This window comes from Synechococcus sp. CCY 9618, from assembly GCF_019038415.1.
Lineage (GTDB): Bacteria > Cyanobacteriota > Cyanobacteriia > PCC-6307 > Cyanobiaceae > Cyanobium.
In genome coordinates this window covers 35305-58929 of the sequence record NZ_JAFKRG010000019.1, presented here as the reverse complement: position 1 = coordinate 58929, position 23625 = coordinate 35305, and the positions used below count along the sequence as shown (strand labels likewise).

The following is a 23625-nucleotide window of genomic DNA, read 5'->3' as shown; positions in this document are numbered from 1 at the left end:
ACTCAGAGGCGTTCCAGCATCGTCATCTCACGGAAGCTGGGTGAAATGTCGAGCAGTGTGCTGAAGTCGCCGTCGGCCTTGATGCGACCCTGGTCGACTTCATAGATGCGATCGCACTTCTTGACTGTCGAGAGCCGGTGGGCGATGACCATCGTGGTGCAGCGACGGCCGATGAGATCGAGAGCCTGGAGAACATCGTGTTCGGTCTTGTTGTCGAGGGCGCTGGTGGCTTCATCGAGAACCAGCACCCTGGCCTGCCGATAGAAAGCCCGTGCCAGGCAGAGTCTTTGACGCTGCCCGCCGGAGAGCTTGACCCCATTCTCGCCGATCATCGTGAACAGCCCATAGGGCATCTCTGCGACGTACTCATGGAACTGGGCCGCTTCCAGAGAGGCCCAGACCTCGGCATCATCAATGGAGTCGGGGTCCTGGCCGAAAGCCACGTTCTCCCTGACGCTGGCATCAAGCAGACGGATGTCCTGGGGGACAAGGGCGCAATTGGCCTGCCACGCCGGCAGTTCCTCCTCGGTGACAGGCACCCCATCCAGGGTGAGGTTGCCCTGGGTGGGGCGGAACAGTCCGAGCAGCAGATGGGCCAGGGTGGTTTTGCCGCTGCCGGTGCGGCCCACCAGAGCGATCCGCGAACCCACCGGAATGGTCAGATTCACATCGGTGAGCACATCGCGGTCGCTGCCGCTGTAGCGGAACCCCACGTTCTCCAGCTGAATGAAGCGGCGAGGCATCATGCCATCAGGACTCGGAACACCTGGAGAGGAGAGGATCAACCGGTCCGGACGGATCTGAAGCAGCTGCAGGGCATCCTCGATTTCGGGCAAGCCACCTCGCAACTTGTTGATGCTCTTGAACATCGTCTGGAGGGGGGAGGAGATCCTCAGCAGGGCGACGAGAATCGCCGCCAGCACCGGCAGCGCCTGGCGTACCCCATCGCTGTCTTGGGCCATGATCGCCGGTGCGAGGCCAACGAGGAAGAGAATGGTGATTGCAGCAGGCTCAATGATGTAGCGAGGTACATCGGGGAGAATTTTGTCCAGTCGCTCGAACTTCTTGGCCACAGCCCCGTCTTTTGAGAAGCGACTGAGAAAAAAGTTTTCGGCCGAATACAGCTGAACATCTCGCATGGAGCGCAAGGACTCCATCAACACCATGTTGATTCGTCGGGAATAGCGGATCTTCTGCTTCGAAGCGAGGCGGAGGTAGGGCGTGATCAGCCTGGAAGCGAGCAAATAGGCGCCCATCAGCAGCCCGAAGATCAGCACGGCCTCCCAGCCCAGGACAACAAAGACACCAACGATCAACACCATCAACGAAAGAGCATTTCCCGCAATGGTGATCATCGGCGCCACCACAGTAGATGTGATGCGATTCAGGATTCTGTTGAAACGGGCGGATAAGTGTGACGTGCGCTGGCGCGTGAAGAACTCATAGGGCTGCAAGAGCAGGTTTGCGTAGACCTTGTTGACCAGATCCGTCCAGATCTCCGCACTCAGGATGCCTTGCATCATCGCGACGCCGAACCTCACCGCGGAGGTGAACCAGAAGGCGATGATCAGCAGAGCGAGGAGCCAGCCCGTCTGATCAAGAAAGCCACCACCGAAAAAGCGGATGGCGGGAATCTGATCCTGAAGCTTCACCCCCGCCAACAGGCCGACAAGTCGGGCCATCAGACCCACCAGCAACATGTCGAGCAGACCCTGGAAGACGGAGGCCAGCAGCACCAAGCTCAGAAGGCGAAGGCGCTTGGGAGGCAGCTCCCGCAACAGCAACCGGAGCTGATCCCAGGTCTTGCTTCGAAAGGGCATGAGCACACAGGAGGTCCGCGCGGATGGTGTTGGTGCGCAATGATCCCCGGCTTGGAAACCTACTGGCGCACGGGCTGCTGTCAGTGCGGCGCACAGGCCAGAGAGAGAACCGTTTGCCCACCCGCCTTGCCCGCCTGCACTCCCGGGAAGCGGTCTGGCGAGCGAGGGCATGGCGAGGTCGGGGTGGCGACGGCAGCCCTGAAGGATGGGAGGGCAGCCGGCCTCCGGAAGGGCCATGCCCAGTGCCTGTACGGGCGCGTTGGGGGCTGCACCGGCATGGAGCATCGCTGCCGGAACACGCCACGGGCCTTTCTGTCAGGCTGGCCGCTCTCGTGGAGGTCCAGGGCAGGTGCGAAGAGTGTTCCGATCCCCTTTCCTGCCAGGTCGCCGGGACGTCTCTGGGTGCGGAGACGGCGGAAGGTGGTCCAGATGAACTACAGAGCTGAGCTTGACGGCCTCAGGGGACTGGCTGTCTCGGCCGTTGTCATCAACCACATCATGCCCGAGTGGCTGCCAGGAGGCTTCCTCGGGGTGGATATCTTCTTCGCCATCTCCGGCTATGTGATCACCGGATCGATCCTGCGCAGCGCCGGAGAGCGACTTCATCCCAGCCCGGGCCATTTTCTGGCCGATTTCTATCGCCGTCGAGTGCAGCGGTTGATCCCCGCCCTTGCGGTTTTCGTGGCCGTCACGGCAGCACTCACCTGCATGGTCGACCCGGAACCGGAGGCCTCCCTGCTGACGGGCCTGAGCGCCATGTTCGGCGTTTCCAATCTCTTTCTCTATCAGGAGTCCGTTGACTACTTCGGCAGCGATGCGCTTTACAACACCTTCACCCACACCTGGTCCCTTGGCGTGGAAGAACAGTTCTATCTGTTCTTCCCACTGCTGGCCTGGTTCCTCCTGGGCATGGGGAGAAGCGGGTCGCTGACGATTCGACGCTACATGGCAGGAATCGGCCTGATTGGGCTGCTTTCCCTGGGCTGGTTCGTGATGCAGGAGCCAGGAGATGTGGCCGCCTACTTCCTCACCCAGGGACGACTCTGGGAAATCGCTGCCGGCTGTCTTCTGCACATCATGCTGCATGGCACCGGGAACGACGGTCCCCATCGGCATCGACTGCCGGCAACGCTGGTTCGCTGTCCGGCATGGGCACCTCTGCTGGTGCTGATCTCGGTTCAGTTCCTCCCCGCCAGTTCAGCCACCGTGGCCACGATCCTCACGATCGCGGCCAGTTGCGTTCTGATCGGCGCGCTGATGCAGAAGTCCCTGGTGAAGAATCTGCTGCTGATCGGGTGGATCCGCCACATCGGCCTGATCTCCTACTCGCTCTACCTGTGGCACTGGAGTGTGCTCACCCTGAGCCGCTGGACCATCGGCATCCATGGCTGGACCATTCCGCTGCAGCTGGTGTTGATGGTCGTGCTCGCTGATGCGTCCTGGCGCTACCTCGAAAACCCCCTGCGGCGCATTCGCTGGGCGGGGACGGCATGGCAGACCATCGCGCTGGGGGTGGGGGTCAACGGCCTGCTGGCCATTCCCCTGACAGTGGCGGCGGCAGGCGAGCAGGGGCGTCATCTTTTCCTGGGTGAGCCCGCACAGTCCTCAGAGCTGAAGGCCCTTTCCCAGAGCATTCCAGGGACCTCCATCGACCGTCGCACCTGCCTGATCCCAAACTCCAGACCCATCGATGCCGGCGTCCTCGAGCGCACGCTGCAGAGCTGTTCAACCGCTGAGCTCGACACCCCCCAGCCAGGGGTTCGCCGCATCTTTCTTCTCGGTGACAGTCATGCCAGCAGCCTTCTGCCCCTGGCTCGCCGGCTGCACCAACGTGGCTTCGCCATCACGATGCTGGCGCGCCAGGGGTGCCCCTTCCCTGAGGTCGGCACGGACCACGACCAGCAGGGTTGCCGGGAGTTTCACACCTTTTCCGAGCAGACGGTGCTGCAGCGCGGCCAGGCCGGCGACATGGCGATCATCGCGGGCTATCACCTCTCCCATCTCGGCGATACCACCACCCCGGACCAGCGGAACGAATTCCTCGATCGCGCCGGACGGCCCATCAGAGGTGGGGAGGCGAAACTGGCGCTCTACGCGGATGCGGTGCGCCGCTTCCAGGCGGCTGCGGCCAGGCGAGGGATCCAGGTGGTGCTTGTCGGCGCTGGCCCCAGATTGCTCGACCGGGATCGATGCCTGCCGGAATGGTTCCGGCCCGAAGGTGTGCTGAGGGACTGCAGCGCCAACCTCGCGCAGGATCTGGAGCGGGCGCGTCGACTCAACAGCCAGCTGCAGGAACGCCTTCCTCAGGTCGACATCCTCGATGCGGAGAAGCTGATCTGCCGGCAGGGCTGCTCTCTCTCCGCCATGCGCGAGCTTCTCCAAGACGACGATCACCTTGCGGAGGGGGCCATGGATCGACTGGAGCAGCCCCTCCTGACGCTGCTTGAGAAGGAAGGCAGGCTGTCGCCACGGGATCGACCTTCTCCTCCCCAGGGTTCGAGGCCCTGAGAGCCCTCCACACCGCCCCTTTTCCAAAGGCGCCGGATGCCTGGTGGGGCCCGACGTCAGCGATGCCGGCAGGCCTCATCCATCCCTTCCTGGGCGGACCATGCGTCGGCGCAGCCTTGCCAGAAGATCCAGCCAACGGCGGCAACGGAGCTGAAGCAGCTGCGGAGATCGCAGTGGCGTGCAGCCGGAGAGCAGCAACCGGTCCCAGTGGCGATCGATCGCCACAAGGGCGTTTCGCCAGCGCTCCAGCAGCGCCCCCTCGGAGCAGGCCTCCAGCAGAGGCGTGACCCCGCTCACGGGGGTCTGCCATGCCTGCGGATCGTCCACGGCTGCGGAGATCCGCTCCAGATCGTTCTCCAGGCTGCCGCAACCGATCTGATGCCCCACCAGGCCGGGATCCAGCTGGTCGGCCAGGGCGTGATTCAGGCTGCTGAACACCACACAGCCGCAGGCCAGGGCCTCGATCGGGGGCAACCCGAAGCCCTCGCTCACCCCCCGGCCGCGCCAGTAGTCGGCGGAGTCGTAGAGCACCACCACCGCGCTGTTGAACAGATCCACCAGATCGTCCACCCAGCCGCTCTGAACCTCCACCCGAAGCCCCCGCCGGCGCAGGGCCGGCACCAGTAGCTCGAGCACGTAGCGGCTGTTCTTGCGCTGCTGCACGAGCACATCGATCGGCCGGCTGCCGCCGCCCGGGGCCGCCCCTGGCCGGTGGCCCCGCTCCAGCCATTTGGGCTGCAGGGCATTCGGCACCAGGTACAGGGGATTGCGGGGGGCCCGGTCCCCCCAGTAGCCGAGGGTGTTGCGGCTCACCGCCAGCACGGGAACACCGGGCGGCAGGGAAAACCCGTAGCCGCTGCTGTGGGCGTGGTAGGCCACCGGGCGCCCCCTCAGCCGCCGCAGCAGGCCGGGAACATCAAAGCCCCAGCTGACGATCCAGAGGGCGTCTCCGGGCGTGGGCTCCCGCTCCAGCAGGTCGTCGAGGAAGGGATGATCGGGCTCCCGCTGGCGGTAGGTGACCACCTCAGTGGGCGCCAGCTGGGCCGTGAGCCGGGCCGTCTGCAGCTCCACCAGCAGGCCGCCGCAATTGAAGCGTCCGGTGGTGCCGGGAAGCAGAAAGCGAATGGGGCGCACGCGGATCTCGGTGGCGGCGTCCGCCGACGGCCCGGGGACCCTAGGCCGGTACGGCCTCGGTGCTGCCGGAGCGGCTGCGACGGGTGAGGAAGCCGAAGAGGACCTTGCCGATGGCGGCCACCAGGTTGCCCTCCAGCTCCTGGAACATCTTCATGTTGCAGTGGAAAGCCTCGTTGGCCTCCTCCACGATCCGATCGGCCATGGCCTGGTCGATGGGCAGGCTGTCGAGGGTGGCGCGGTAGTTGGTCTTGAAGGCCTTCTCGTCGGCGATGGCGTCGAATTCGTAGAAGCGCAGGCCGTCGTGTTCGCCCAGATTCATGGCCTTCTGGGCGATGTTCTTGAGGATCTGGCCGCCGGAAAGGTCGCCGATGTAGCGGGTGTAGTGGTGGCCCACCAGCAGCTCGGGGCACTCCCGGGCCACCTGGTGCAGCCGGGCCACGTACGCCTGGGCACCGGGGGTGGCCCGGATCTGCTGACGCCAGTCGCCACCGAAATAGAAGGCCAGGTCCTGCTCCAGCGATTCACGCCGGTTGAGCTCGGGTGAGGCGATCGGTCCGACCACCGGGTGGTCGGTCAGCTTGCCGATCTCCTCCTCCATGGCGCTGTAGACGAACCAGAGGTCAGCCACCAGGGTGCGATAGCTGGCCTTGTCGACGACCCCCTTGAGGAAACAGCTCACGAAGCCGGTGTTCTCGGCCATCGTGTGGGCTTTCTTCGTTCCCTCACGGAGTTGGGAGGCAAGGGCGACGGACATGGGTTCGGAAGGCTGCGCGGGCAGACGATCCAACGTAGGTGGGGCTTTCCCGGGCGTGCAGCAAGGTTGCGAAGGATTACGCGGCTCGCTCCCCGCTGGCCGCCTCGCCGCCGAAGAGATGGAACAGCTCACGGCACACCTGCTGGAGGGTGCCGACCACCTCGGCCACCGGCAGGTGCGAACCCGAGGGCTGCCAGTCACCCACGGTGGCCAGCCGCCAGCGCTCCGATTCGTAGGTGAGCCCGCGGATCAGCACCCCCAGCAGCCGGGGCCGCTCACCGGAGCCGGCGGGCGCCCGCTCCAGCCGCAGCTGCACCAGCAGCGAGCGGCACTGGAGGCGGGGACTCCAGCCGGGGAAGTGGAAAGAGAGATCCAGGCTTTCCCGCTCATCGAAGGCCCGGGTGAGGGGATCATCGCGCCAGGGGGTGAGGTTGGCCCGGGCGGCGGGGAAGTGCAGGCGGAACTGACCGACCACAGCGGCGATGGCGGCGGCCAGTTCCACCGATCGGGCCTGGTCAGCCGCATTCATGCCGTTTCCCCTGAGCAGAAACCCAACTTGGCTGAAACCTAGGCTCGCCCGCGTGTTTCGTGCCGACGCAATGGCCACATACGAGAAGCTCACCGTCCCTGCCAGCGGCACGGCAATCCGATTCGAGGGCGGCCAGCCGATCGTTCCCAACGACCCGATCATTCCCTTCATCCGCGGCGACGGCACCGGCGTGGACATCTGGCCGGCCACCCAGCGGGTGCTGGACGCGGCGGTGGCCAAGGCCTACGGCGGCGAGCGCCGCATCGAGTGGTTCAAGGTCTATGCCGGCGACGAGGCCTGCGAGCTCTACGGCACCTACCAGTACCTGCCCCAGGACACCCTGACAGCGATCGAGCAGTACGGAGTGGCGATCAAGGGACCCCTCACCACACCGATCGGCGGCGGCATCCGCTCCCTCAACGTGGCCCTGCGCCAGATCTTCGACCTCTACTGCTGTGTGCGGCCCTGCCGCTACTACGACGGCACCCCCAGCCCCCACAAGCGTCCCCAGGACCTCGACGTGGTGGTGTACCGGGAGAACACCGAGGACATCTACATGGGGATCGAGTGGGAGGCCAGCGATCCGGTCTGCGTTGAACTGATCGCCCACCTCAACGACACGGTGATCCCCGCCAACGGCAAGCTGGGCAAGCGCCGCATCCCGGAGGGCGCCGGCATCGGCATCAAGCCGGTGAGCAAGGCCGGCACCGAGCGCCATGTGCGCAAGGCCATCCTCCATGCCCTCGGCCTTCAGGGCGCCAAGCGCCACGTGACCCTGGTGCACAAGGGCAACATCATGAAGTTCACCGAGGGGGCCTTCCGCGACTGGGGCTACGACCTGGCCACCAGCGAGTTCCGCGACCAGTGCATCACGGAGCGGGAGAGCTGGATCCTGGGCAACCTGGAGGAGAAGCCGGGCCTGAGCATCGAGGACAACGCCCGCCTGATCGAACCCGGCTACGACAGCCTCACCCCCGAGAAGAAGGCGGCTGTGGATGCGGAGGTGCAGGGGGTGCTCGACGCCATCGGCTCCAGCCACGGCGACGGCAGATGGAAGCAGATGGTGATGGTCGATGACCGCATCGCCGACAGCATCTTCCAGCAGATCCAGACCCGTCCCCAGGAGTATTCGGTGCTCTGCACCCTCAACCTCAACGGCGACTACATCTCCGATGCGGCTGCCGCCGTGGTGGGCGGCCTTGGCATGGCCCCGGGGGCCAACATCGGCGACAGCGCCGCCATCTTCGAGGCCACCCACGGCACGGCCCCCAAGCACGCCGGCCTCGACCGCATCAACCCCGGCTCGGTGATCCTCTCCGGCGTGATGATGCTCGAATACATGGGCTGGCAGGAGGCCGCCGACCTGATCACCGCCGGGATCAGCGCCGCGATCGCCAACAAGGAGGTCACCTACGACCTGGCCCGGCTGATGGAACCCCGTGCCGAGGCCGTGAGCTGCTCCGGCTTCGCCGAAGCGGTGGTGCGCCACTTCGGGGGGTGAGCCCGGCACACTGGACGCCATGAGCGGTACCCCTGCCGAAGCCTTCATCGCGGCCGACCCCTGCGTCCACTGCGGCTTCTGCCTGCCCAGCTGCGCCAGCTACCGGGTGCTGGCCACGGAGATGGATTCCCCCCGAGGGCGGATCCACGCCCTCAAGGCCATCAACGCCGGGGAGCTGGAACTGGATGCCACGGTGGCGAAGCATTTCGACAGCTGCCTGGGCTGCTTCGCCTGTGTCACCGCCTGTCCGGCGGGGGTGCGCTACGACCAGCTGATCGAACAGGCCCGGCCGCTGCTGAATGCACCCGAGCTGCGCAGCCCGGCCCAGCGGGCCTTCCGGCGCCTGCTCTTCGCCCTGCTGCCCTATCCCCAACGGCTGCGGGCGGTGCTGCGGCCGCTGCGGCTCTACGCCGGCACGCCCCTGCAGGCCCTGGCGCGCCGCAGCGGCCTCACCCGCCTGTTCGGGCCCCAGATCGCGGCGATGGAGAAGCTGCTGCCGCCCCTGGCGGAGGAGGCCTTCCGCGACGACCTGCCCGTGCTGGTGCCGGCCCTGGGACCACGCCGCCAGCGGGTGGGGCTGGTGCTGGGCTGCGTGCAGCGGCTGTTCGATCCGGCCGTGAACACCGCCGCCATCCAGGTGCTGGCCGCCAACGGCATCGAGGTGGTGATCCCCCCCGGCCAGGGCTGCTGCGGCGCCATGACGCACCATCAGGGGGAACTGGAACAGACCCGGGAGCTGGCCTCAGCCCTGATGGAGAGCTTCGCGGCGGTGATCGGGCCGGGGAAAGCGGCGGGCCCGGAGCCCCTCGACGCCCTGCTGGTGGCCGCCTCGGGCTGCGGCCACACCCTCAAGAAGTACGGGGAGATCCTCGGCAGCCAGCACCCCCTGGTGGGGAAGGTGGCCGACATCCAGGAGTTCCTCGACGCGGTGGGCCTCAGCGAGGACTTCCAGGCGGCCCTGCAGCCCCTCCCCCACGCCGACGGCACCCCCGCCAGTGCCGAGCGCCCCCTGGAGCTCGCGTACCACGACGCCTGCCACCAGCTCCACGGTCAGGGCCTGCAGGCCCAGCCGCGCCGCCTGCTGGGCCGGATCCCCCATGTGCGGATCCGGGAGGCGACCGAGGCCGGGGTGTGCTGCGGCAGCGCCGGCATCTACAACCTCATCCAGCCCGAGGAGGCGGCAGAACTGGGCCGCATCAAGGCGGCCGATCTCTCGGGCACCGGCGCCGAGCTGGCGGTGAGCGCCAACATCGGCTGCACCCTGCAGATCCGCCAGGCCATGGGAGGTCAGCACCGTCCCCTGCCGGTGGTTCACCCCCTGGAGCTGCTTGTTCGCAGCTACACCCCCCCCGACTGACCCTCCATCCACCCCCAGGCCTCCCGCAGGGTTCCGGCCTCGCCGAGATTGCCCGGGAAGGTGAGCACCGGCAACCGCGCCTCTCCCGCTTTCCGGTCAGGGTCCCCGCCGGGTCCGGCCAGCACGAGCGACAGCCCCGGCAGCAGCTGCCCCTGCAACTCCACCGTCTCCAGACCCAGCCCATCGGCCAGCAGGGTGTGGGTGGTGATGCCCCCCTTGCTGATCACGTAGCCGAGCTCCGGCGCCAGGGCAGCCGCCAGCCTGGCCATCAGCCCCGCCAGGGCCTGGCCCAGGACCCGCCGTTCCTCCGGGTGACGACAGCGGGCCTCACCTCGGCTGGTGAACAGCACCGGTGTTCGGCCGTCGGCCAGCACCGCCGCCAGCCGCTGCCTCCAGGCCTGCTCCAGGGAAGCCAGCAGCAGCCGGGGCTCCGGACCCTCCAGCACCCGCTGCACCCGGGCCACGTCCAGCTCCACCCCGACGCAGCCGGGCTCGGCCAACAGGCGCTCCAGCTGGGCATCAGCCAGGGGCACATGGGAGCCCACCAGCACCAGTCCCGGCAACGACGTGGTGCCGGCCCGGCGGCGCAGACCCGCCAGGGCCGCCGGAGGCAGGGGCTGGGGGGGCAGCGCCGCCAGGGCCTGGATCAGGCTGGCGGCGCTCTGGAACAGGAAACGGCGGGGCCGCCCTTGGCCGCTGGGTGCCGCGGATCCTTCCGGGACCGCCAGGGCCCGCACCGCCGCCGCCAGGGCCGTCAGCTGCCGGTGCGAGGCCCCATCCACCGCCACACAGACATTGCCCTCCAGCTCCGCCAGGTGGCGGCGGAGGACAGCACCGCCACCCTCCAGTTCCTGCCGGCCGATGCGCTCCACGCTGGCGGCCGGGATGCGACCGCCACTCTTTTCAGCCACCCAGTCCGGCAGGTAGCTGGTGCCGTAGCCGAAGAGGCGATCACGGCCGAAGGGGCTCTCGTGCACCGGCCGCCCCTTCAGCAGGTGGACCCCATCCACGGTGGTGCGCCCCCCCTCCAGGAAGGCCGGCACCAGCAGGGTGGCATCGAAGGGACCGAGTTCCGCGGCGATCACCTCCACCTCCAGGGGGAAGTGGCCCCGCAGGGTCGAATCGCCCCGACTCACCACCAGCCAGCCGCCGATGGCGCCGGCGGCCACGGCCCGCGCCAGAGCTGGCTTCAGGGCACAGCAGATCTCACGCACCCGCTCGGCCGCCGCCGCCGGCGCCAGGGCCCGGGTGTTGGCCAGCAGGAACAGCAGCGGCGAGGGATGGGCCAGCCCCGCCGCCAGCGCCTGCCGATCCCAGCGCAGCAGCAGGGGGCAGCCGTGCACCGTCTGGGAGCCGGTGGGGTCGTCGTCGATGACGATGATCTTCAGCACCACCCCGGGATCAGCGGTCGCCTGCGCCATGGCACCATCGTGCCGTGATCTGCCCTGAGCCCAGCGAGCTGCAGGAGCTGGTGCGGGACCTGCACCGGCGCGGTGCGACCTGGCTGCCCGCCGGCCTCGGCTCCCGGCTCGACTGGGGGCCGCCGATCCAGGGGTCCTGCACCGTGATCAGCGCCGCCCGCCTGCGGGGGGTGAAGGAGTTCAATCCAGGCGATTTCACGATCACCGTGGCCGCCGGCACACCACTGGTGGAGGTGCAGGAGGTCCTGTCCCACCACCGGCAGTGGCTGGCCCTGGATCCCCCCTGGGGCGACGGCGGCGGCGCCGCCGCAGGCAGCATCGGCGGTCTGGTGGCCCGGGGCCTGGCCGGCGGCTACCGCCAGCGCTACCTGGGGGTGCGGGATCAGCTGATCGGCCTGGAGCTGATGCGGGCCGATGGCGTCAGCGCCCGGGCCGGGGGGAAGGTGGTCAAGAACGTGGCCGGCTACGACCTGATGCGGCTGTTCACCGGCAGCTGGGGCTCCCTGGGGCTGATCACCGAGCTCACCCTGCGCACGCTGCCCCGGCCGCCCCTGCGGCGCAGCGTCTGCTTCCAGGGCGATGCCGAGGGGCTGGCCGCATTGAGCCGCTGGCTGCTGGGCTCCAGCCTCAGCCCGGAGCGGGTCGACTGGTGGAACGGCCCCCTCGCCGCCACCGCCGGCCAGCCCGCCGAGTCCCTGCTGCTGGTGGGCCTGGCCAGCGTCGACGGGGCCACCCTGGAGGAACAGGTGCGCTGCCTGCAGGAGCGCAGCAGCCTGGGCGCCCGGGTGCTTGATGCCGAACACACCCAGGCCTGGCTGTCCCTGGCGCGGGGAGGTGCCGGCACCACGGACGTTGCCACGGAGACGGCCAGCGCCACAGCGCCCGCCTGGTTGCTGCGCGTCGGCGTCAGCCCCGACAGGCTGGAGCAGCTGATGCAGGCTCCCGCCCTGGAGGGTCTGACGGTGGACATGGCCGCCGGCAGCGGCCTGGGCATGGCCTGGAGCCCCCCCACGCCGGCCGGTGCAGCCGTTTCGCCCGGCCAGGTGGGCGACCTGCGCGAGCTCTGCGCTGCCCTCGGCGGCCACCTCACCGTGCTGCGCCAGCCCCCGGGCGCCCAGCTGCCCGCCTGGCTGGATGCCCCCTCCCGTCCGCTGATCGAGGCCATCAAGCAGCGCTTCGATCCGGCCGGGCAGCTGGCCCCTGGACGGCTGCCCGGGGTGGATCAGAGGCTGTCCACGGTGTAGCGGCAGCCCAGCTCCAGAACCTCGCCGGGGGCCACCTCCAGGCGCCGGTCTCCGGAGCTCAGGGCTCCCCGGGGGCCGCTCCAGGGCTCCAGGCAGACCATCGGCCGGGGCGGGTCGGTCCACACCACCACCAGATCCATCGGCGCCGCCGGATGCAGCGTCACCGCCCGACCACCGGCCGGATCCACCAGCCGCACCGGGCCGCAGCCCCGGCAGAGGAAATCGACCCCCTGCTCCAGCCGTGCCAGCTGGGCCGCCGTGGCGGCGGGGGTCATGGTGAGGTGGTCAAAGCAGTCGGACGGCAGACCTTCGAGGCGCACCCGGGCCGGATCAGCCACGACGACGTAGGGGTGCAGGCCCAGGCTGAAGGGCAGCGCCGAGGTGCCGGCCTCGCCCCGGTTGTGGATCCGGGCGGTGATGGCCAGGCTCTGCGGCTGCAGTCGCAGCTCCAGCTCCAGGGCGAAGGCGAAGGGGTAATGGGGGCGGCTGAGGGGGCCATCCTCCAGGCGCATCACCACCCCGTCACCCGCCGGCAGCGGGGCCACCGACCAGGGCAGATCCCGGGCGAAGCCGTGCTGGGCCAGGGGAAAGCGGCCCTGGGGCAGCACGAGCAGGTCGTCGGGCAGGTTGCCGCAGATCGGGAACAGCACCGGCATCCCCCCCCGCACCGACTTCGCCGGATCAGCGAAGCGTTCGGCATCGAAGTAGAGGACCTCGCGGCCGCCGCACTGCCAGCCGGTGAGCAGCCCGCCCCGCTCCGGCACGAGGGTGAGTCCATCGCCCGTGGCGGGGTCGGTGAAGCGGCGGACGGGGGAGGAACCGGAGGCGGGCTGGAGGGTCATGGCGGCGGAGATGGGGGCTGGCCTGGGACAGGATTCAGCCGGCGGTCAGCACCGGAACGGGGCCGGCCACGAGGCCCGCCAGCCAGTCGAGCAGAACGGCGTTCACCTGGTCGGGCACCTCATCGTGGGGGCAGTGGCCGGCCTCGAGCACCACCTCGGTGGTGCGGGGTGGGGCATGGCGCTGGAAGCTGGCCCGCCGGCCGGCGGCATTGATCCAGGGGTCGCGGATGCCCCAGAGCAGCAGCAGCGGCGCCTTGAGTTCGATGAAGAGTTCATCGAGAGGCTGGCCGCGGGGGATATCGAAAACCGTGCGGAACACCCCGAAGGCGCCGGGATCCCTGGAGGGTCGCAGGATGGCCTCCACCAGGGCGTCATCGACGTTGGTGCGATCGATGTAGACCTGCTCAAGCGTGCGTCGCACCGTGGCCGGCCGCCGCATGTTTTCGAACAGCAACCGCTGCAGCACGGGGCTGCGCAGCAGGGCCGCCCCGACGGTGCGGCGGGCGATCGCCCCCCAGCCCCGGGGGGGCTCCTGTTCGTCGCTGAAGGGTCCTGCCGCGTTCAGCAGGGCCACCCCAGCGGCCCGCTCCCCCAGGGCGGCGCCGGCCGCCAGGGCCGCGAAGCCCCCGAGAGAGTTGCCCACCAGCACCGTGGGCCGCCCGATCCGCTCCTCCACATAGGCGCAGAGCTGATCCCGCCAGAGGGCACCGCCGTAGGTGAGGCCGGCGGGCTTGGCGCTGCGGCCGAAACCCAGCAGATCGATGGCATGGACCTCGTGGGTCTCGGCCAGCACGGGAATGTTGAAGCGCCAATGGTCGGTGGAAGCACCGAAACCATGGACAAGCAGGATCGCCGGACCGACCGGATCGGGCGGTGCCACCCGCAGGGCGTGCACCCGATGGCCCAGGAACTGCCAGGGGGACTCGGGGGTGGAAGCCATGGACAGGGTGGTGGCTCAGGGAGGAGCGATGCTAGGAACCACGGCCAGCGAGCGGCCCTGCCCCCTGCGACTGCCGCCATGTCTGAAGCCTTCACCCTCTCCGTGCTGCGTCCGCTGCTGCCGGGGATCGCCCTCTGGGCCCTGGCGCTCTATCTGCCCCTCAGCGTCCCGCTGGCCCGGCTCGAGCAGGCCCTGGCCGAGGGTCCCCTGGATGAGGGATGGCAGCAACTCGTGCTGGTGGGCGGCAGCCTGCTGCTGTCGTTGGCGGTGGGCCTGGCGGTGGCGCTGGTGCTGAGCTTGGCCCTGGGCCCCAGCTGGGCGGCCAGCCTGGGGCTGATCGCCGTGCTGGGGGGACTGGGGCTCAGCCTGGCCGCCCGAAGGGGCAGGGACGATGATCGCGGCTGAGCATTCAAGCGCTGAAAGCGATCAGGCCGCCTGTTCGGCGGGCTTGTCGACTCGCGCTTCAGCACCTCCCAGCACGAGGCGCAGCAGCAGAGGCGCCAGGAAGGTGGTGCCGATCACCATCAGCAGGATGGCTGCCTCCAGGGGGGCCGAGAGGATGCCCGCCTGGCTGCCCAGCCCCAGGAAGATCAGGCCCACCTCGCCGCGGGGCATCATCCCCAGCCCCACCACCAGGCGGTTGGTCTTCTCCTTGCTGAAGTAGCTCCAGCCGGAGGCCACCTTGCCGGCGATGGCCACGGCCAGCAGGAACAGGGCGACGATCAGGCCCTCGTGGTTGCTGGCGTTGAAGGGATTCATCACCGAAAGGTCCAGCGAGCTGCCGATCAGCACGAAGAACACGGTGGCGAACAGGGCCACCAGGGGCTTCACCGACTGCTGGATGGCGTGGGTGTGCTTGGAGGCGCTGAGGATCAGGCCGGCAGCGAAGGCCCCCAGGGCGGCCTCCAGGCCGATGGCCTCGGCAGCGAAACTGCAGAAGCCCAGCACCACGAAACCAGCCACCACCACCTCACCGGGGGCCTTGAGCCGATCGAGGATCCAGTCGAAGGCGGGGGCGGCGGTGCGGCTCAGGAACAGGGCCACCGCGACGAACACGGCCGCGGCCAGCACCAGCTTCAGGATCGGACCGGCGGAGAGAACGCCATCGCCGGCGAGCGCCACCACCACCGCCAGGATGACGATGCCGAAGATGTCGTCGAGAACGGCGGCGCCGATCACGGTCTGACCTTCACGGGTCTTGAGAAACTTCAGCTCACCGAAGACGCTGGCGGTGATGCCGATGCTGGTGGCGGTCATGGCCGCACCGGCGAACACCGCCGGGAACAGCGGCACATGGAAGAGGTAATAGAGGCCGGCGGTCCCCAGGGCGAAGGGGAGGATCACGCCGGTAAGGGCCACGGTGGTCGCCTGCTTGCCCACCGCCATCAGCTCGTCGAGTTCGCTCTCCAGGCCCGTGAGGAACAGCAGGGCGTAGAGGCCGAGCTTGGAGGTGGCCTCCAGGGAGGGGAAACTCTCGTTGTAGACCTCGACCACGTCCTCGGGGGTGACCCCTGAGCAGCTGGCGATCAGGTCGAGCATCCCCTGGTTGAGCTCGGCGTGCACGGCCGGGGGCAGGATCAGATGCAGCCCTGTGACGCCGATCAGGACGCCGGCCACCAGCTCCCCGAGGATCGTGGGCAGCTTGAGGCGGACCATCAGTTCGGCCAGGGCGCGGGCCACGATGAAGATCACCATGTACCGGCCCACGCCCAGCAACGTCTCCACCGTTTCGATCTGGGTGTTGTCGACCTCGAGCAGAAGGGTGGGCGCGAGCATGAAGGGGGAGAGGTCATCGATGCGGCTAGGACGTTAGTGGCAGGGACGCCGGGCTGGTGTGCCCTTGCTGATCTCCGTACAGGTCGGGCGGGAAAAACGGCAACCACCGCTACGGTCTGGGAACGCACTGGAGGGCTTGCGCCTGAAGGACCCCCGCGCGCCGACCGCCATGACCGACCACCAGCCCCGCATCCTGAGCCTGCCCACCCCCGGGTGCTTCGCGGACCCCGATCGCAGCGGCCTGACGGCGACGGACGTGTTCGACGGCATGACCGAGCACCTCTTCTACACGCTCGGCAAGCTCGCCCCCAGCGCCAGCCGGCACGATCTCTACATGGCGCTGAGCTACGCCGTGCGTGACCGGCTGATGACCCGCTACCTGGCGGGCATCGAGGCGATCGGCGCCAACCCGAAACGGATCGTCGCCTATCTCTCCGCCGAATTCCTGATCGGGCCGCAACTCGGCAACAACCTGCTGATGCTCGGCATCCAGAAGGAAGCGGCCGAGGCCCTCAAGCAGTTCGGCATCAACGACATCGAGGAGATCCTCGACGTGGAGGAGGAGCCGGGCCTGGGGAATGGCGGACTGGGTCGCCTGGCCGCCTGCTTCCTGGAATCCCTGGCCTCCCTGGAGATCCCCGCCACCGGCTACGGCATCCGCTACGAGTTCGGCATCTTCGACCAGCTGATCCGCGACGGCTGGCAGGTGGAAATCACCGACAAATGGCTCAAGGCCGGCTGGCCCTGGGAGATCCCCCACCCGGACCAGGCCTGTTTCGTCGGCTTCGGCGGCCACACCGAGAGCTACCGCGACCAGCACGGCGCCTACCGGGTGCGCTGGATCCCCTCCGAGCATGCCATCGGCGTTCCCCACGACGTGCCAGTGCTGGGCTATCGGGTCAACACCTGCGACCGGCTGCGCCTCTGGCGGGCCGATGCCACCGAATCCTTCGATTTCTACGCCTTCAACAGCGGCGACTACTACGGCGCCGTGGAAGAGAAGGTGGGCTCCGAAACCCTCTGCAAGGTGCTCTACCCCAACGACGGCACCGCCAGGGGCCGCCAGCTGCGGCTCAAGCAGCAGCACTTCTTCGTCAGCTGCTCCCTGCAGGACATGATCCGCAGCCTCGATGCCCGCGGCATCCCCATCACGGAGTTTCCCGAGCACTGGGCCGTCCAGCTCAACGACACCCACCCCTCCATCGCCGTCGCCGAGCTCATGCGGCTCCTCCTCGACGACAAGCATCTGGAGTGGGACACCGCCTGGGCCATCACCACCGCCTGCCTCTCCTACACCAACCACACCCTGCTGCCCGAGGCCCTCGAGAAATGGGGCCTGGAGCTGTTCGGGTCGCTGCTGCCCCGCCACCTGGAGCTGATCTTCGAGATCAATCGCCGCTTTCTCCAGCAGGTGCGCCTCAAGTACCCAGGCAACGACGGCGTGCTTCGCCGCCTCTCGATCATCGATGAAGCCGGCGGCAAGGCTGTGCGCATGGCCCACCTGGCCACCATCGGCTCCCACCACGTCAACGGGGTGGCGGCCCTGCACAGCGAACTGGTGAAGACGGACCTGTTCCCTGAGTTCGCCGCCCTGTGGCCGGAGAAGTTCACCAATGTCACCAATGGCGTCACGCCGCGCCGCTGGGTGGCCCTGGCCAATCCCCAGCTCTCGGCCCTGCTCGACGAGACCATCGGCACCAGCTGGGTACGCAACCTCGACGAACTGCGCCAGCTGGAGCGCTTCGCCGACGACAGCGGCTTCCTGGAGCACTGGGGGGCCACCAAGCTGTCGGTGAAGCGCCACCTCACCAACTACATCCATCGCCACACGGGTGTGCTGGTGGATCCGGCATCGATGTTCGACGTGCAGGTGAAGCGCATCCACGAGTACAAGCGCCAGCACCTCAATGCCCTGCAGGTGATCGCCCAGTACCTGCGGATCAAGAACGGCCTGGCCGACGGCATGGCCCCGCGCACGGTGATCTTCGGCGGCAAGGCCGCCCCCGGCTACGCCATGGCCAAGCTGATCATCCGCTTCATCAACGGCATCGCCGAGGTGGTCAACGCCGACCCCGACATGGACGGGCGGCTGCGGGTGATCTTCCTGGCCGACTACAACGTGAAGCTGGGCGAACGGGTCTATCCCGCCGCCGATCTCTCCGAGCAGATCTCCACCGCCGGCCTGGAGGCCTCCGGCACCGGCAACATGAAATTCATGATGAACGGCGCGCTCACCATCGGCACCCTCGACGGCGCCAACGTGGAAATCCGCGAGCAGGTGGGAGAAGACAACTTCTACCTCTTCGGCCGCACCACCGAAGGCATCGCCGCCCTGCGCCAGGAGGGCTACCGGCCCTGGGAGTGGATCGCCTCCACCCCGGAACTGGCAGAGGTGCTGAACCTGATCGAGCACGGCCACTTCAGCAACGGCGACACGGAACTGTTCCGCCCCCTGCTGGACAACCTCACCGGCCGCGATCCCTTCTTCGTCCTTGCCGACTTTGAGGCCTATCTGCAGGCCCAGCGGGAGGTGAGCAGCGCCTGGTCCGACCGCAGCCGCTGGAACCGGATGTCGCTGCTGAACACGGCCCGCAGCGGCCTGTTCTCCTCCGATCGCTCGATCCGGGAGTACGCCGAGCGGATCTGGCGCGCCGAGGAATTCCCCGTGGCCATCACCTGCGAGATCAGCGATGCTCCTGCCAAGGGTAGGAGGCTTCCCGCTCCCCAGTGAGCAAGGGCCTCAGCCGCCCCGGTGGTCCGGCAGGTCCGGGGTCTGGTGCAACAGCCGGTTGAGGCGCAGCCGATCGGCATTGAGGGGGTCGGGGGCAAGTTCCCCGGCCACTTCACGGAAGGTCTGCTCCACCGGCTCGGGCACGCGCACGTCGAAGATGCGCTCCATCAGCGCTTCGATGGAGAACAGGTGAGCGTTGATGTTCTCCAGATCGGCCATGGCCTGCTGGATGGCATCACTGTCCGGGGAGCCGCCGCCGGCGACAGCCTGGGCTCCGGATTCCGTGGCAGCCGGGGGCGAGGAAGGCTCCCCTTCGCCATGCTGCTTCTGCAGTTCCTCAAGCACCCGCCCGGCGAGGGTGCGGAACGACTGCAACGCCGCCCAGTTCAGCTCCTGCTGCTGGCGGAGACTGGGATTCTCGCGGATCAACCGGTCATGTTCCCGATAGAACCGCTGGCAATCAGGACATTGGCAGGGCTCTTCTGGCACCGCGTCCCTTCTTCATTCAATGACCATCATGGCATCGTCAGGCCGCCAGGGGGCCCTGATCACGGTGATCGGAGTGATCACTGACGGCCGGAAGGGGGATTTCGATTGAACTCACCACCTGGATCACGTCCCGCAGCCGCATCGAATCGGCAAACCAGCCCATGGCCTGCTCCACATCGCCCCGGCGTTCCGCGTCGCCAGCCTGCTCCTCGTGGGCTTCGGCCAGCAAAGCCAGCCAGCAGAGACAACGGGCCTGCACCACCGAGAGATCCAGATCGTCGGGCTGGGTGTCGGCGATGCGTTCGCTCTCCTGCTGCACCAGCAGCCGCAGGCGCAGGTCGTGAAGCTGGGTCATCCGGCGGTGACGACTGGAGCCACGCTAGCGACGGTGTCCATCCCGGAAAATCCCACCATCAGTAGAGGAGGAGAGGAGAAACCCACGGGGCTGGCGGGACTCGAACCCACGACCTACGGTTTAGGAAACCGTCGCTCTATCCGGCTGAGCTACAGCCCCCGGTTCCCCGATTATGCGTGGCGGCCCGACATGTCGGCACCCTGATCCCTCGCATGCGGCGGCAAGCCATGATCCCTGCAGCGGTGCCTGACCTCAGCGGAGCCGCCGGCGAAACCGAGCTCAGCCCCTGGCGCCAGCCAGCTTCCGACACCCGGCAGGCGCCGTGCTTTTTGTGCTGATCCCCAGACCGGGGGAAGCGCATTCTGTGAATTGGGTGAGAGGTGGTAGCATTTCGTCAGAAGTTTCCATTTTGTCGGCCTCTCATCATGCCTTCGCTCAGAACGCCCATGAGCCTTGGGGTCGCACTTTCCGCAGGTCTGGTGGCGTCCTTCCTGTCTGGATCGCCAGCCCGAGCTAATCCCATCCCGGGCAATGCCCCGCCGGCCGAACAATGCGCCGTCCAGTCCGGCGACACGATTTTCTCCCAGAATTACTCCTGCATCATCGGCGGCAACGTTTACAGCAGCTTTGTCAACAAGTCTGACTCCGAAGTCCTACGCTTTGCCACTTACACGTTCACCGACTCAGCACCCTTTTTCACCATTTCAGTCTCCCCTCAGCAGGGCGACTCTTTCGTGCCGGGATCTGATTATGAGTTCGCTTACTCTATGACGGTGTTCGACGCTATTGGGACGGGCAATAGGATTGCGAGCATATCAACTGGAGCAACTCCTGACCGAAACAGCACCAACCCTTCCTTCCTCCAGATTTTGGACGCCTTTCCGACCCTCGTTGCTCCAGGTGAAGGTCCTCTGGGTGACCCCATAATTGCAAGTGTAATCAGAGTCAATGGCGGCCCGGCCATTGAAACTCCAGGTTTCTTCGGCACCCCCGTCATTTCAGCCGATTTCGTTTCATTCCTCTCGGTGGATGATGAACCCGACAACTCCGTGAGCAGTTTCAACAACACGGTGATTCGGCTGGATGCTCCTCCCCAGCCTCCCGGCGAATCCGTTCCCGGCCCACTGCCCATTCTCGGAGCAGGCGCTGCCTTCGGTATGTCCCGCAAACTTCGCCGTCGCATCCGCCAGACCGCCTGAGCGATCTGCTTCAGTTCCATCGCCCCCCTTGCTTCGGCAGGGGGCTTTTTTTTGCATCACGAATCGTGGGCCCGATCAGCCAGATCCAGACAAAAGCCGCAACGCCGCTAAGTTTCCTTGACATCAGCCACGCCCATGGACAGCGCGACGAAGGAACAGCTCCTGACGCCCTTCGACAGGGACAAGCGCAGCCAGATGGACATCGCAGAGTTGCTCTCCACCACCGGGCTGGTGCTGGTCGCCTATGGCCTCATCGTCCTTCTGTTCGCCTGTCTGCCGCTCAGGCTTGTGGATCCAGAATGGCAACTGCGGGCGTCCGGAGCCTTCAGCACCTCCGGCCCCTTCCTGTTGATCGGCCTGCTGCTGCTCTGCCTGGCCAGATCGTCCACTGGCGCCAGCAAGCAGCTGATCAGCCGGGTGAAACTGCTGCGAAGCCTGAGTACCTGGGCGGCCATTCTTTATCTGCTGCTGGTCCCCGTTCAGCTCCATGCCGGTGTCCGTCTCCTGCGCCAGAAGTCCGGCCAGGAGGCCCAGTTGCAGGCCCAGTGGAACACATTCAAGACGCAGCTCCAGGCCACCACCAGTGAGCAGGAGTTGCGCTCCCTGCTCGCCACCCTGCCCCAGCCGGTCCGGCTGCCCGACAAGCTCGACATCCCTCTGCCCGTGCTGAAGGAACAGCTGCTGACCAACGTCGATTCCCGTTTCAACGCCCTCCGTTACCAGAGCGCCGAGGCCAGCTCCCAGCGCTGGCAGAACTTCCTTGGCGAGGCGACCAGCAACTGCCTCAAGACCCTGCTGGTGGCGATCGGTTTCGCCGCCTTCGCCCAGCGCCGCCCGGGTGATCCCACCCTGCTGAACCAGGGGCTGGCGGTGATCGGAGGGGGCGGCCGTCGCCGCAGCGGCAGTGGCAGCGAAGCCAAGCGGGCTGGCTCCGTAAAGTGACGCTGGAAAGCAGGCGAGGTGATCGCGATCGGTGCGGCGTCGCCCTCGGGCAACCGCCGCGGCCGGTTGAGGAAAGTCCGGGCTCCCCAATGGCCAGGCCTGCTGGGTAACGCCCAGTGCGGGTGACCGTGAGGACAGTGCCACAGAAACACACCGCCGATGGCTCCCGGGACAGGTTCGCCCTGCCCGGTGCACAGGCAAGGGTGCAAGGGTGCGGTAAGAGCGCACCAGCGGCATCGAGAGGTGCCGGCTCGGTAAACCCCGGCTGGGAGCAAGGCCCAGGGACAGCGGTTGGCCATCTTCCCCGTCCCGATTCCCATGCGCCGCTCGAGGCCGCCGGTAACGGCGGTCCCAGACAGATGATCACCCCCCCTGCCGCCGGCACCGCCGAGGGCAGGGGAGAACAGAACCCGGCTTACGTCCTGCTTTCCCCCCTTGCCCCCGCGATGACACCCCAGCGCCGCCGGCAGCTCCTGGCCTTTCTGGACAGCCTGGGGCTCGGCGCCGCATCCGGATTTCTGCCCACCGACCCGGGCGACGCCGCCACCGCCCTGGCCACCCTGGATGAGGCCCTCACCCACAGCTCCACCGGCCTGCACCGCCACCACGACCGGCTGGAGTTCCTCGGCGATGCGGTGCTGCGCCTGGCGGCGGCCGAGTTCCTGGGCCGCCACCATCCCTCCCTGAGCGTGGGGGACACCTCCTCCCTGCGGGCCCAGCTGGTGAGCGACCGCTGGCTGAATGACCTGGCCGTCGCCATCGACCTCGAACCCCGGCTGCTGCTCGGGCCGATGGCCGCCGGGGACCAGGCCGGCCGCTCCACCGTGCGGGCCGAATGCTGCGAAGCCCTGGTGGGAGCGATCTACACCTTGGGGGGCGGCGCGCAGGGGGGCCTCGGGGTCGTGCAGCGCTGGCTCAGCCCCCACTGGCAGCGCAGCGCCGCCGAGCTTCTGGCCGACCCCCTGCGCCACAACTGGAAATCGGCCCTGCAGGAATGGAGCCAGGGTCAGGGCCAGGGGCTGCCTACCTACAGCTGCCGGGAGCGGAGCCGAGTGCATGGCGATCCGGAGCGCTTCGAATGCAGGGTGCTGGCGGCCGGCCTCAGCGGTGAGGGCCGCGGGGGCTCCCGACGGGAGGCCGAACAGCAGGCGGCCCGGGCAGCCCTGGCCGCGCTGGAGCTCAGGCCTGCTCGAGGGTGCTGAGGGGCACGGTCACCAGCTTGTCCCAGTTGCCTCCCTCGAACAGCACAGCGGCCATGGCTCCGCTGATGCGCTGCACGAAGCCCTGATAGCCGTTGTAGATGGAGCGGGGGTCGCGCACCACCACGGTGGAGCCGGGCAGGATCGGGAGGCTGGCCATGGCGGAGCCCGCAATCGGGGCCATCAGTCGATCCATTATCGGCACCGGGCTTTCCCGCCGGAGTGCCCGCAGTCACCCGCCGGGCCGGGGGGCGATGATGCGCCCCGACGGAAACCTGCAGGCCGTGGCCGACACCGGGATCGAAGGGCCAGGGGACGACCCTGGGGAGCTGATGGTGGTGGGGCGCTTTGTGGCGGCCCAGGGTATGGGCGGCGAAGCGCGCCTGCTTCCCCTCAGCGACTTCCCGGAGCGTTTCACCCGTCCAGGCGAGCGCTGGCTGCAGGCCCCCCGGGGCGCGCCGCAGCGGGTGCGGCTGCTGGCCGGGCGGCCCGTGCCGGGCAAGAGCCTGTTCGTGCTGCGGCTCGAAGGCATCAGCGACCGCACCGCCGCCGAAGCCCTGGTGGGTCAGCACCTGCTGGTGCCGGCCAGCGACCGCCCGGCCCTGGAGCCGGGGGAATTCCACCTGCTCGATCTGGTGGGGCTGCAGGTGCGCCTGCTGGCGGATCCCACCGTCGCGGTGGGCACGGTGACCGACCTGATCCATGCGGGCAACGACCTGCTGGAGGTGGAGCTGGCCCCGGGGCCAGGGGAGGCAGGCGGCAGTCCGTCCCCATCCCGACGGCTGCTGATCCCTTTCGTGGAGGCCATCGTGCCGGAAGTGAACCTGGCGGAGGGCTGGATCGGCCTCACTCCGCCGCCGGGCCTGCTGGACCTCTGAGGCCTG

Annotated in this window: 21 protein-coding genes, 1 tRNA gene and 1 other RNA gene; 11 read left to right on the top strand and 12 right to left on the bottom strand. The window is 67.9% G+C overall.

The window, feature by feature from the left end; all coding sequences use genetic code 11:
* Positions 1 to 2: 2 nt before the first annotated feature.
* Positions 3 to 1820, bottom strand: coding sequence for an ABC transporter ATP-binding protein (locus KUG41_RS05380; RefSeq protein WP_216901850.1), 1818 nt, complete (start codon positions 1818 to 1820; stop codon positions 3 to 5).
* 429 nt (positions 1821 to 2249) lie between these two features.
* Here KUG41_RS05380 and KUG41_RS05375 point away from each other — a divergent pair, with 429 nt between their 5' ends.
* Positions 2250 to 4328 (top strand): acyltransferase family protein, encoded by a 2079-nt coding sequence (locus tag KUG41_RS05375; RefSeq protein WP_216901848.1) that lies wholly within the window; start codon positions 2250 to 2252, stop codon positions 4326 to 4328.
* A gap of 75 nt (positions 4329 to 4403) precedes the next feature.
* Here KUG41_RS05375 and KUG41_RS05370 read toward each other — a convergent pair whose 3' ends face one another.
* The 3 genes from KUG41_RS05370 to KUG41_RS05360 all read right to left on the bottom strand — a co-directional run bounded on the left by KUG41_RS05370 (position 4404) and on the right by KUG41_RS05360 (position 6745).
* The gene (locus tag KUG41_RS05370) at positions 4404 to 5462 is read right to left on the bottom strand and encodes a glycosyltransferase family 1 protein (protein ID WP_216901846.1); all 1059 of its coding nucleotides are present in this window, start codon (positions 5460 to 5462) and stop codon (positions 4404 to 4406) included.
* A 40-nt stretch (positions 5463 to 5502) separates the two neighbouring features.
* A complete protein-coding gene (locus KUG41_RS05365; RefSeq protein ID WP_216901844.1) occupies positions 5503 to 6216 on the bottom strand; it encodes a heme oxygenase (biliverdin-producing) in 714 nt (237 codons plus the stop codon).
* A 76-nt stretch (positions 6217 to 6292) separates the two neighbouring features.
* The gene (locus tag KUG41_RS05360) at positions 6293 to 6745 is read right to left on the bottom strand and encodes a hypothetical protein (protein WP_216901842.1); all 453 of its coding nucleotides are present in this window, start codon (positions 6743 to 6745) and stop codon (positions 6293 to 6295) included.
* 70 nt (positions 6746 to 6815) lie between these two features.
* On the opposite strand from KUG41_RS05360, the gene KUG41_RS05355 reads away from it, so the two are divergent.
* Positions 6816 to 8246, top strand: coding sequence for an NADP-dependent isocitrate dehydrogenase (locus KUG41_RS05355; RefSeq protein ID WP_216901840.1), 1431 nt, complete (start codon positions 6816 to 6818; stop codon positions 8244 to 8246).
* A gap of 19 nt (positions 8247 to 8265) precedes the next feature.
* The gene (locus KUG41_RS05350; RefSeq protein ID WP_216901838.1) at positions 8266 to 9603 is read left to right on the top strand and encodes a (Fe-S)-binding protein; all 1338 of its coding nucleotides are present in this window, start codon (positions 8266 to 8268) and stop codon (positions 9601 to 9603) included.
* Here the strand turns inward: KUG41_RS05350 and KUG41_RS05345 are convergent.
* Positions 9585 to 11024 (bottom strand): four-carbon acid sugar kinase family protein, encoded by a 1440-nt coding sequence (locus KUG41_RS05345; protein ID WP_216901836.1) that lies wholly within the window; start codon positions 11022 to 11024, stop codon positions 9585 to 9587. The two genes, KUG41_RS05350 and KUG41_RS05345, sit on opposite strands and share 19 nt — an antisense overlap.
* 14 nt (positions 11025 to 11038) lie before the next feature.
* Here KUG41_RS05345 and KUG41_RS05340 point away from each other — a divergent pair, with 14 nt between their 5' ends.
* Positions 11039 to 12268: an FAD-binding oxidoreductase gene (locus tag KUG41_RS05340; protein ID WP_371734035.1), complete on the top strand. Its 1230-nt coding sequence runs from the start codon at positions 11039 to 11041 to the stop codon at positions 12266 to 12268.
* Here KUG41_RS05340 and KUG41_RS05335 read toward each other — a convergent pair.
* Positions 12247 to 13110, bottom strand: a complete 864-nt coding sequence (locus KUG41_RS05335; protein WP_216901834.1) for a galactose mutarotase — start codon at positions 13108 to 13110, stop codon at positions 12247 to 12249. The two genes, KUG41_RS05340 and KUG41_RS05335, sit on opposite strands and share 22 nt — an antisense overlap.
* Positions 13111 to 13144: 34 nt before the next feature.
* Entirely contained in the window at positions 13145 to 14050 is a 906-nt protein-coding gene (locus tag KUG41_RS05330; RefSeq protein ID WP_216901832.1) for an alpha/beta fold hydrolase, read from the bottom strand.
* Between the two features lie 78 nt (positions 14051 to 14128).
* Between KUG41_RS05330 and KUG41_RS05325 the strand changes: the two genes are divergently transcribed.
* The gene (locus tag KUG41_RS05325) at positions 14129 to 14455 is read left to right on the top strand and encodes a hypothetical protein (RefSeq protein WP_216901830.1); all 327 of its coding nucleotides are present in this window, start codon (positions 14129 to 14131) and stop codon (positions 14453 to 14455) included.
* Between the two features lie 21 nt (positions 14456 to 14476).
* On the opposite strand, the gene KUG41_RS05320 is transcribed toward KUG41_RS05325, so the two are convergent.
* Entirely contained in the window at positions 14477 to 15826 is a 1350-nt protein-coding gene (locus tag KUG41_RS05320) for a cation:proton antiporter (RefSeq protein WP_216901828.1), read from the bottom strand.
* A 169-nt stretch (positions 15827 to 15995) separates the two neighbouring features.
* On the opposite strand from KUG41_RS05320, the gene KUG41_RS05315 reads away from it, so the two are divergent.
* Positions 15996 to 18557: a glycogen/starch/alpha-glucan phosphorylase gene (locus tag KUG41_RS05315; protein WP_216902015.1), complete on the top strand. Its 2562-nt coding sequence runs from the start codon at positions 15996 to 15998 to the stop codon at positions 18555 to 18557.
* A 9-nt stretch (positions 18558 to 18566) separates the two neighbouring features.
* On the opposite strand, the gene KUG41_RS05310 is transcribed toward KUG41_RS05315, so the two are convergent.
* The 3 genes from KUG41_RS05310 to KUG41_RS05300 form a co-directional block, all read right to left on the bottom strand.
* Positions 18567 to 19046, bottom strand: a complete 480-nt coding sequence (locus KUG41_RS05310) for a hypothetical protein (protein ID WP_216901826.1) — start codon at positions 19044 to 19046, stop codon at positions 18567 to 18569.
* 37 nt (positions 19047 to 19083) lie between these two features.
* Positions 19084 to 19401, bottom strand: a complete 318-nt coding sequence (locus KUG41_RS05305) for a hypothetical protein (protein ID WP_216901824.1) — start codon at positions 19399 to 19401, stop codon at positions 19084 to 19086.
* Between the two features lie 85 nt (positions 19402 to 19486).
* Positions 19487 to 19560 (bottom strand) — tRNA-Arg (locus tag KUG41_RS05300).
* A gap of 320 nt (positions 19561 to 19880) precedes the next feature.
* Between KUG41_RS05300 and KUG41_RS05295 the strand changes: the two genes are divergently transcribed.
* From KUG41_RS05295 to rnc, 4 genes are all read left to right on the top strand, one after another.
* The gene (locus KUG41_RS05295; RefSeq protein WP_216901822.1) at positions 19881 to 20600 is read left to right on the top strand and encodes a hypothetical protein; all 720 of its coding nucleotides are present in this window, start codon (positions 19881 to 19883) and stop codon (positions 20598 to 20600) included.
* Positions 20601 to 20735: 135 nt separating this feature from the next.
* Positions 20736 to 21542 carry an HpsJ family protein gene (locus tag KUG41_RS05290; RefSeq protein ID WP_216901820.1) on the top strand — a complete coding sequence of 269 codons (807 nt, stop codon included), beginning with the start codon at positions 20736 to 20738 and terminating at the stop codon, positions 21540 to 21542.
* 5 nt (positions 21543 to 21547) lie between these two features.
* Positions 21548 to 21976, top strand: an RNA gene (gene rnpB / locus KUG41_RS05285) — RNase P RNA component class A.
* Between the two features lie 12 nt (positions 21977 to 21988).
* Positions 21989 to 22744 (top strand): ribonuclease III, encoded by a 756-nt coding sequence (gene rnc, locus KUG41_RS05280; protein WP_216901818.1) that lies wholly within the window; start codon positions 21989 to 21991, stop codon positions 22742 to 22744.
* On the opposite strand, the gene KUG41_RS05275 is transcribed toward rnc, so the two are convergent.
* Complete coding sequence (locus KUG41_RS05275) at positions 22722 to 22925, bottom strand: NAD(P)H dehydrogenase subunit NdhS (RefSeq protein WP_371734033.1); 204 nt, start codon at positions 22923 to 22925, stop codon at positions 22722 to 22724. The genes rnc and KUG41_RS05275 overlap by 23 nt on opposite strands.
* Before the next feature lie 148 nt (positions 22926 to 23073).
* Between KUG41_RS05275 and rimM the strand changes: the two genes are divergently transcribed.
* The gene (gene rimM, locus KUG41_RS05270) at positions 23074 to 23619 is read left to right on the top strand and encodes a ribosome maturation factor RimM (RefSeq protein WP_254216878.1); all 546 of its coding nucleotides are present in this window, start codon (positions 23074 to 23076) and stop codon (positions 23617 to 23619) included.
* Positions 23620 to 23625: the final 6 nt, after the last annotated feature.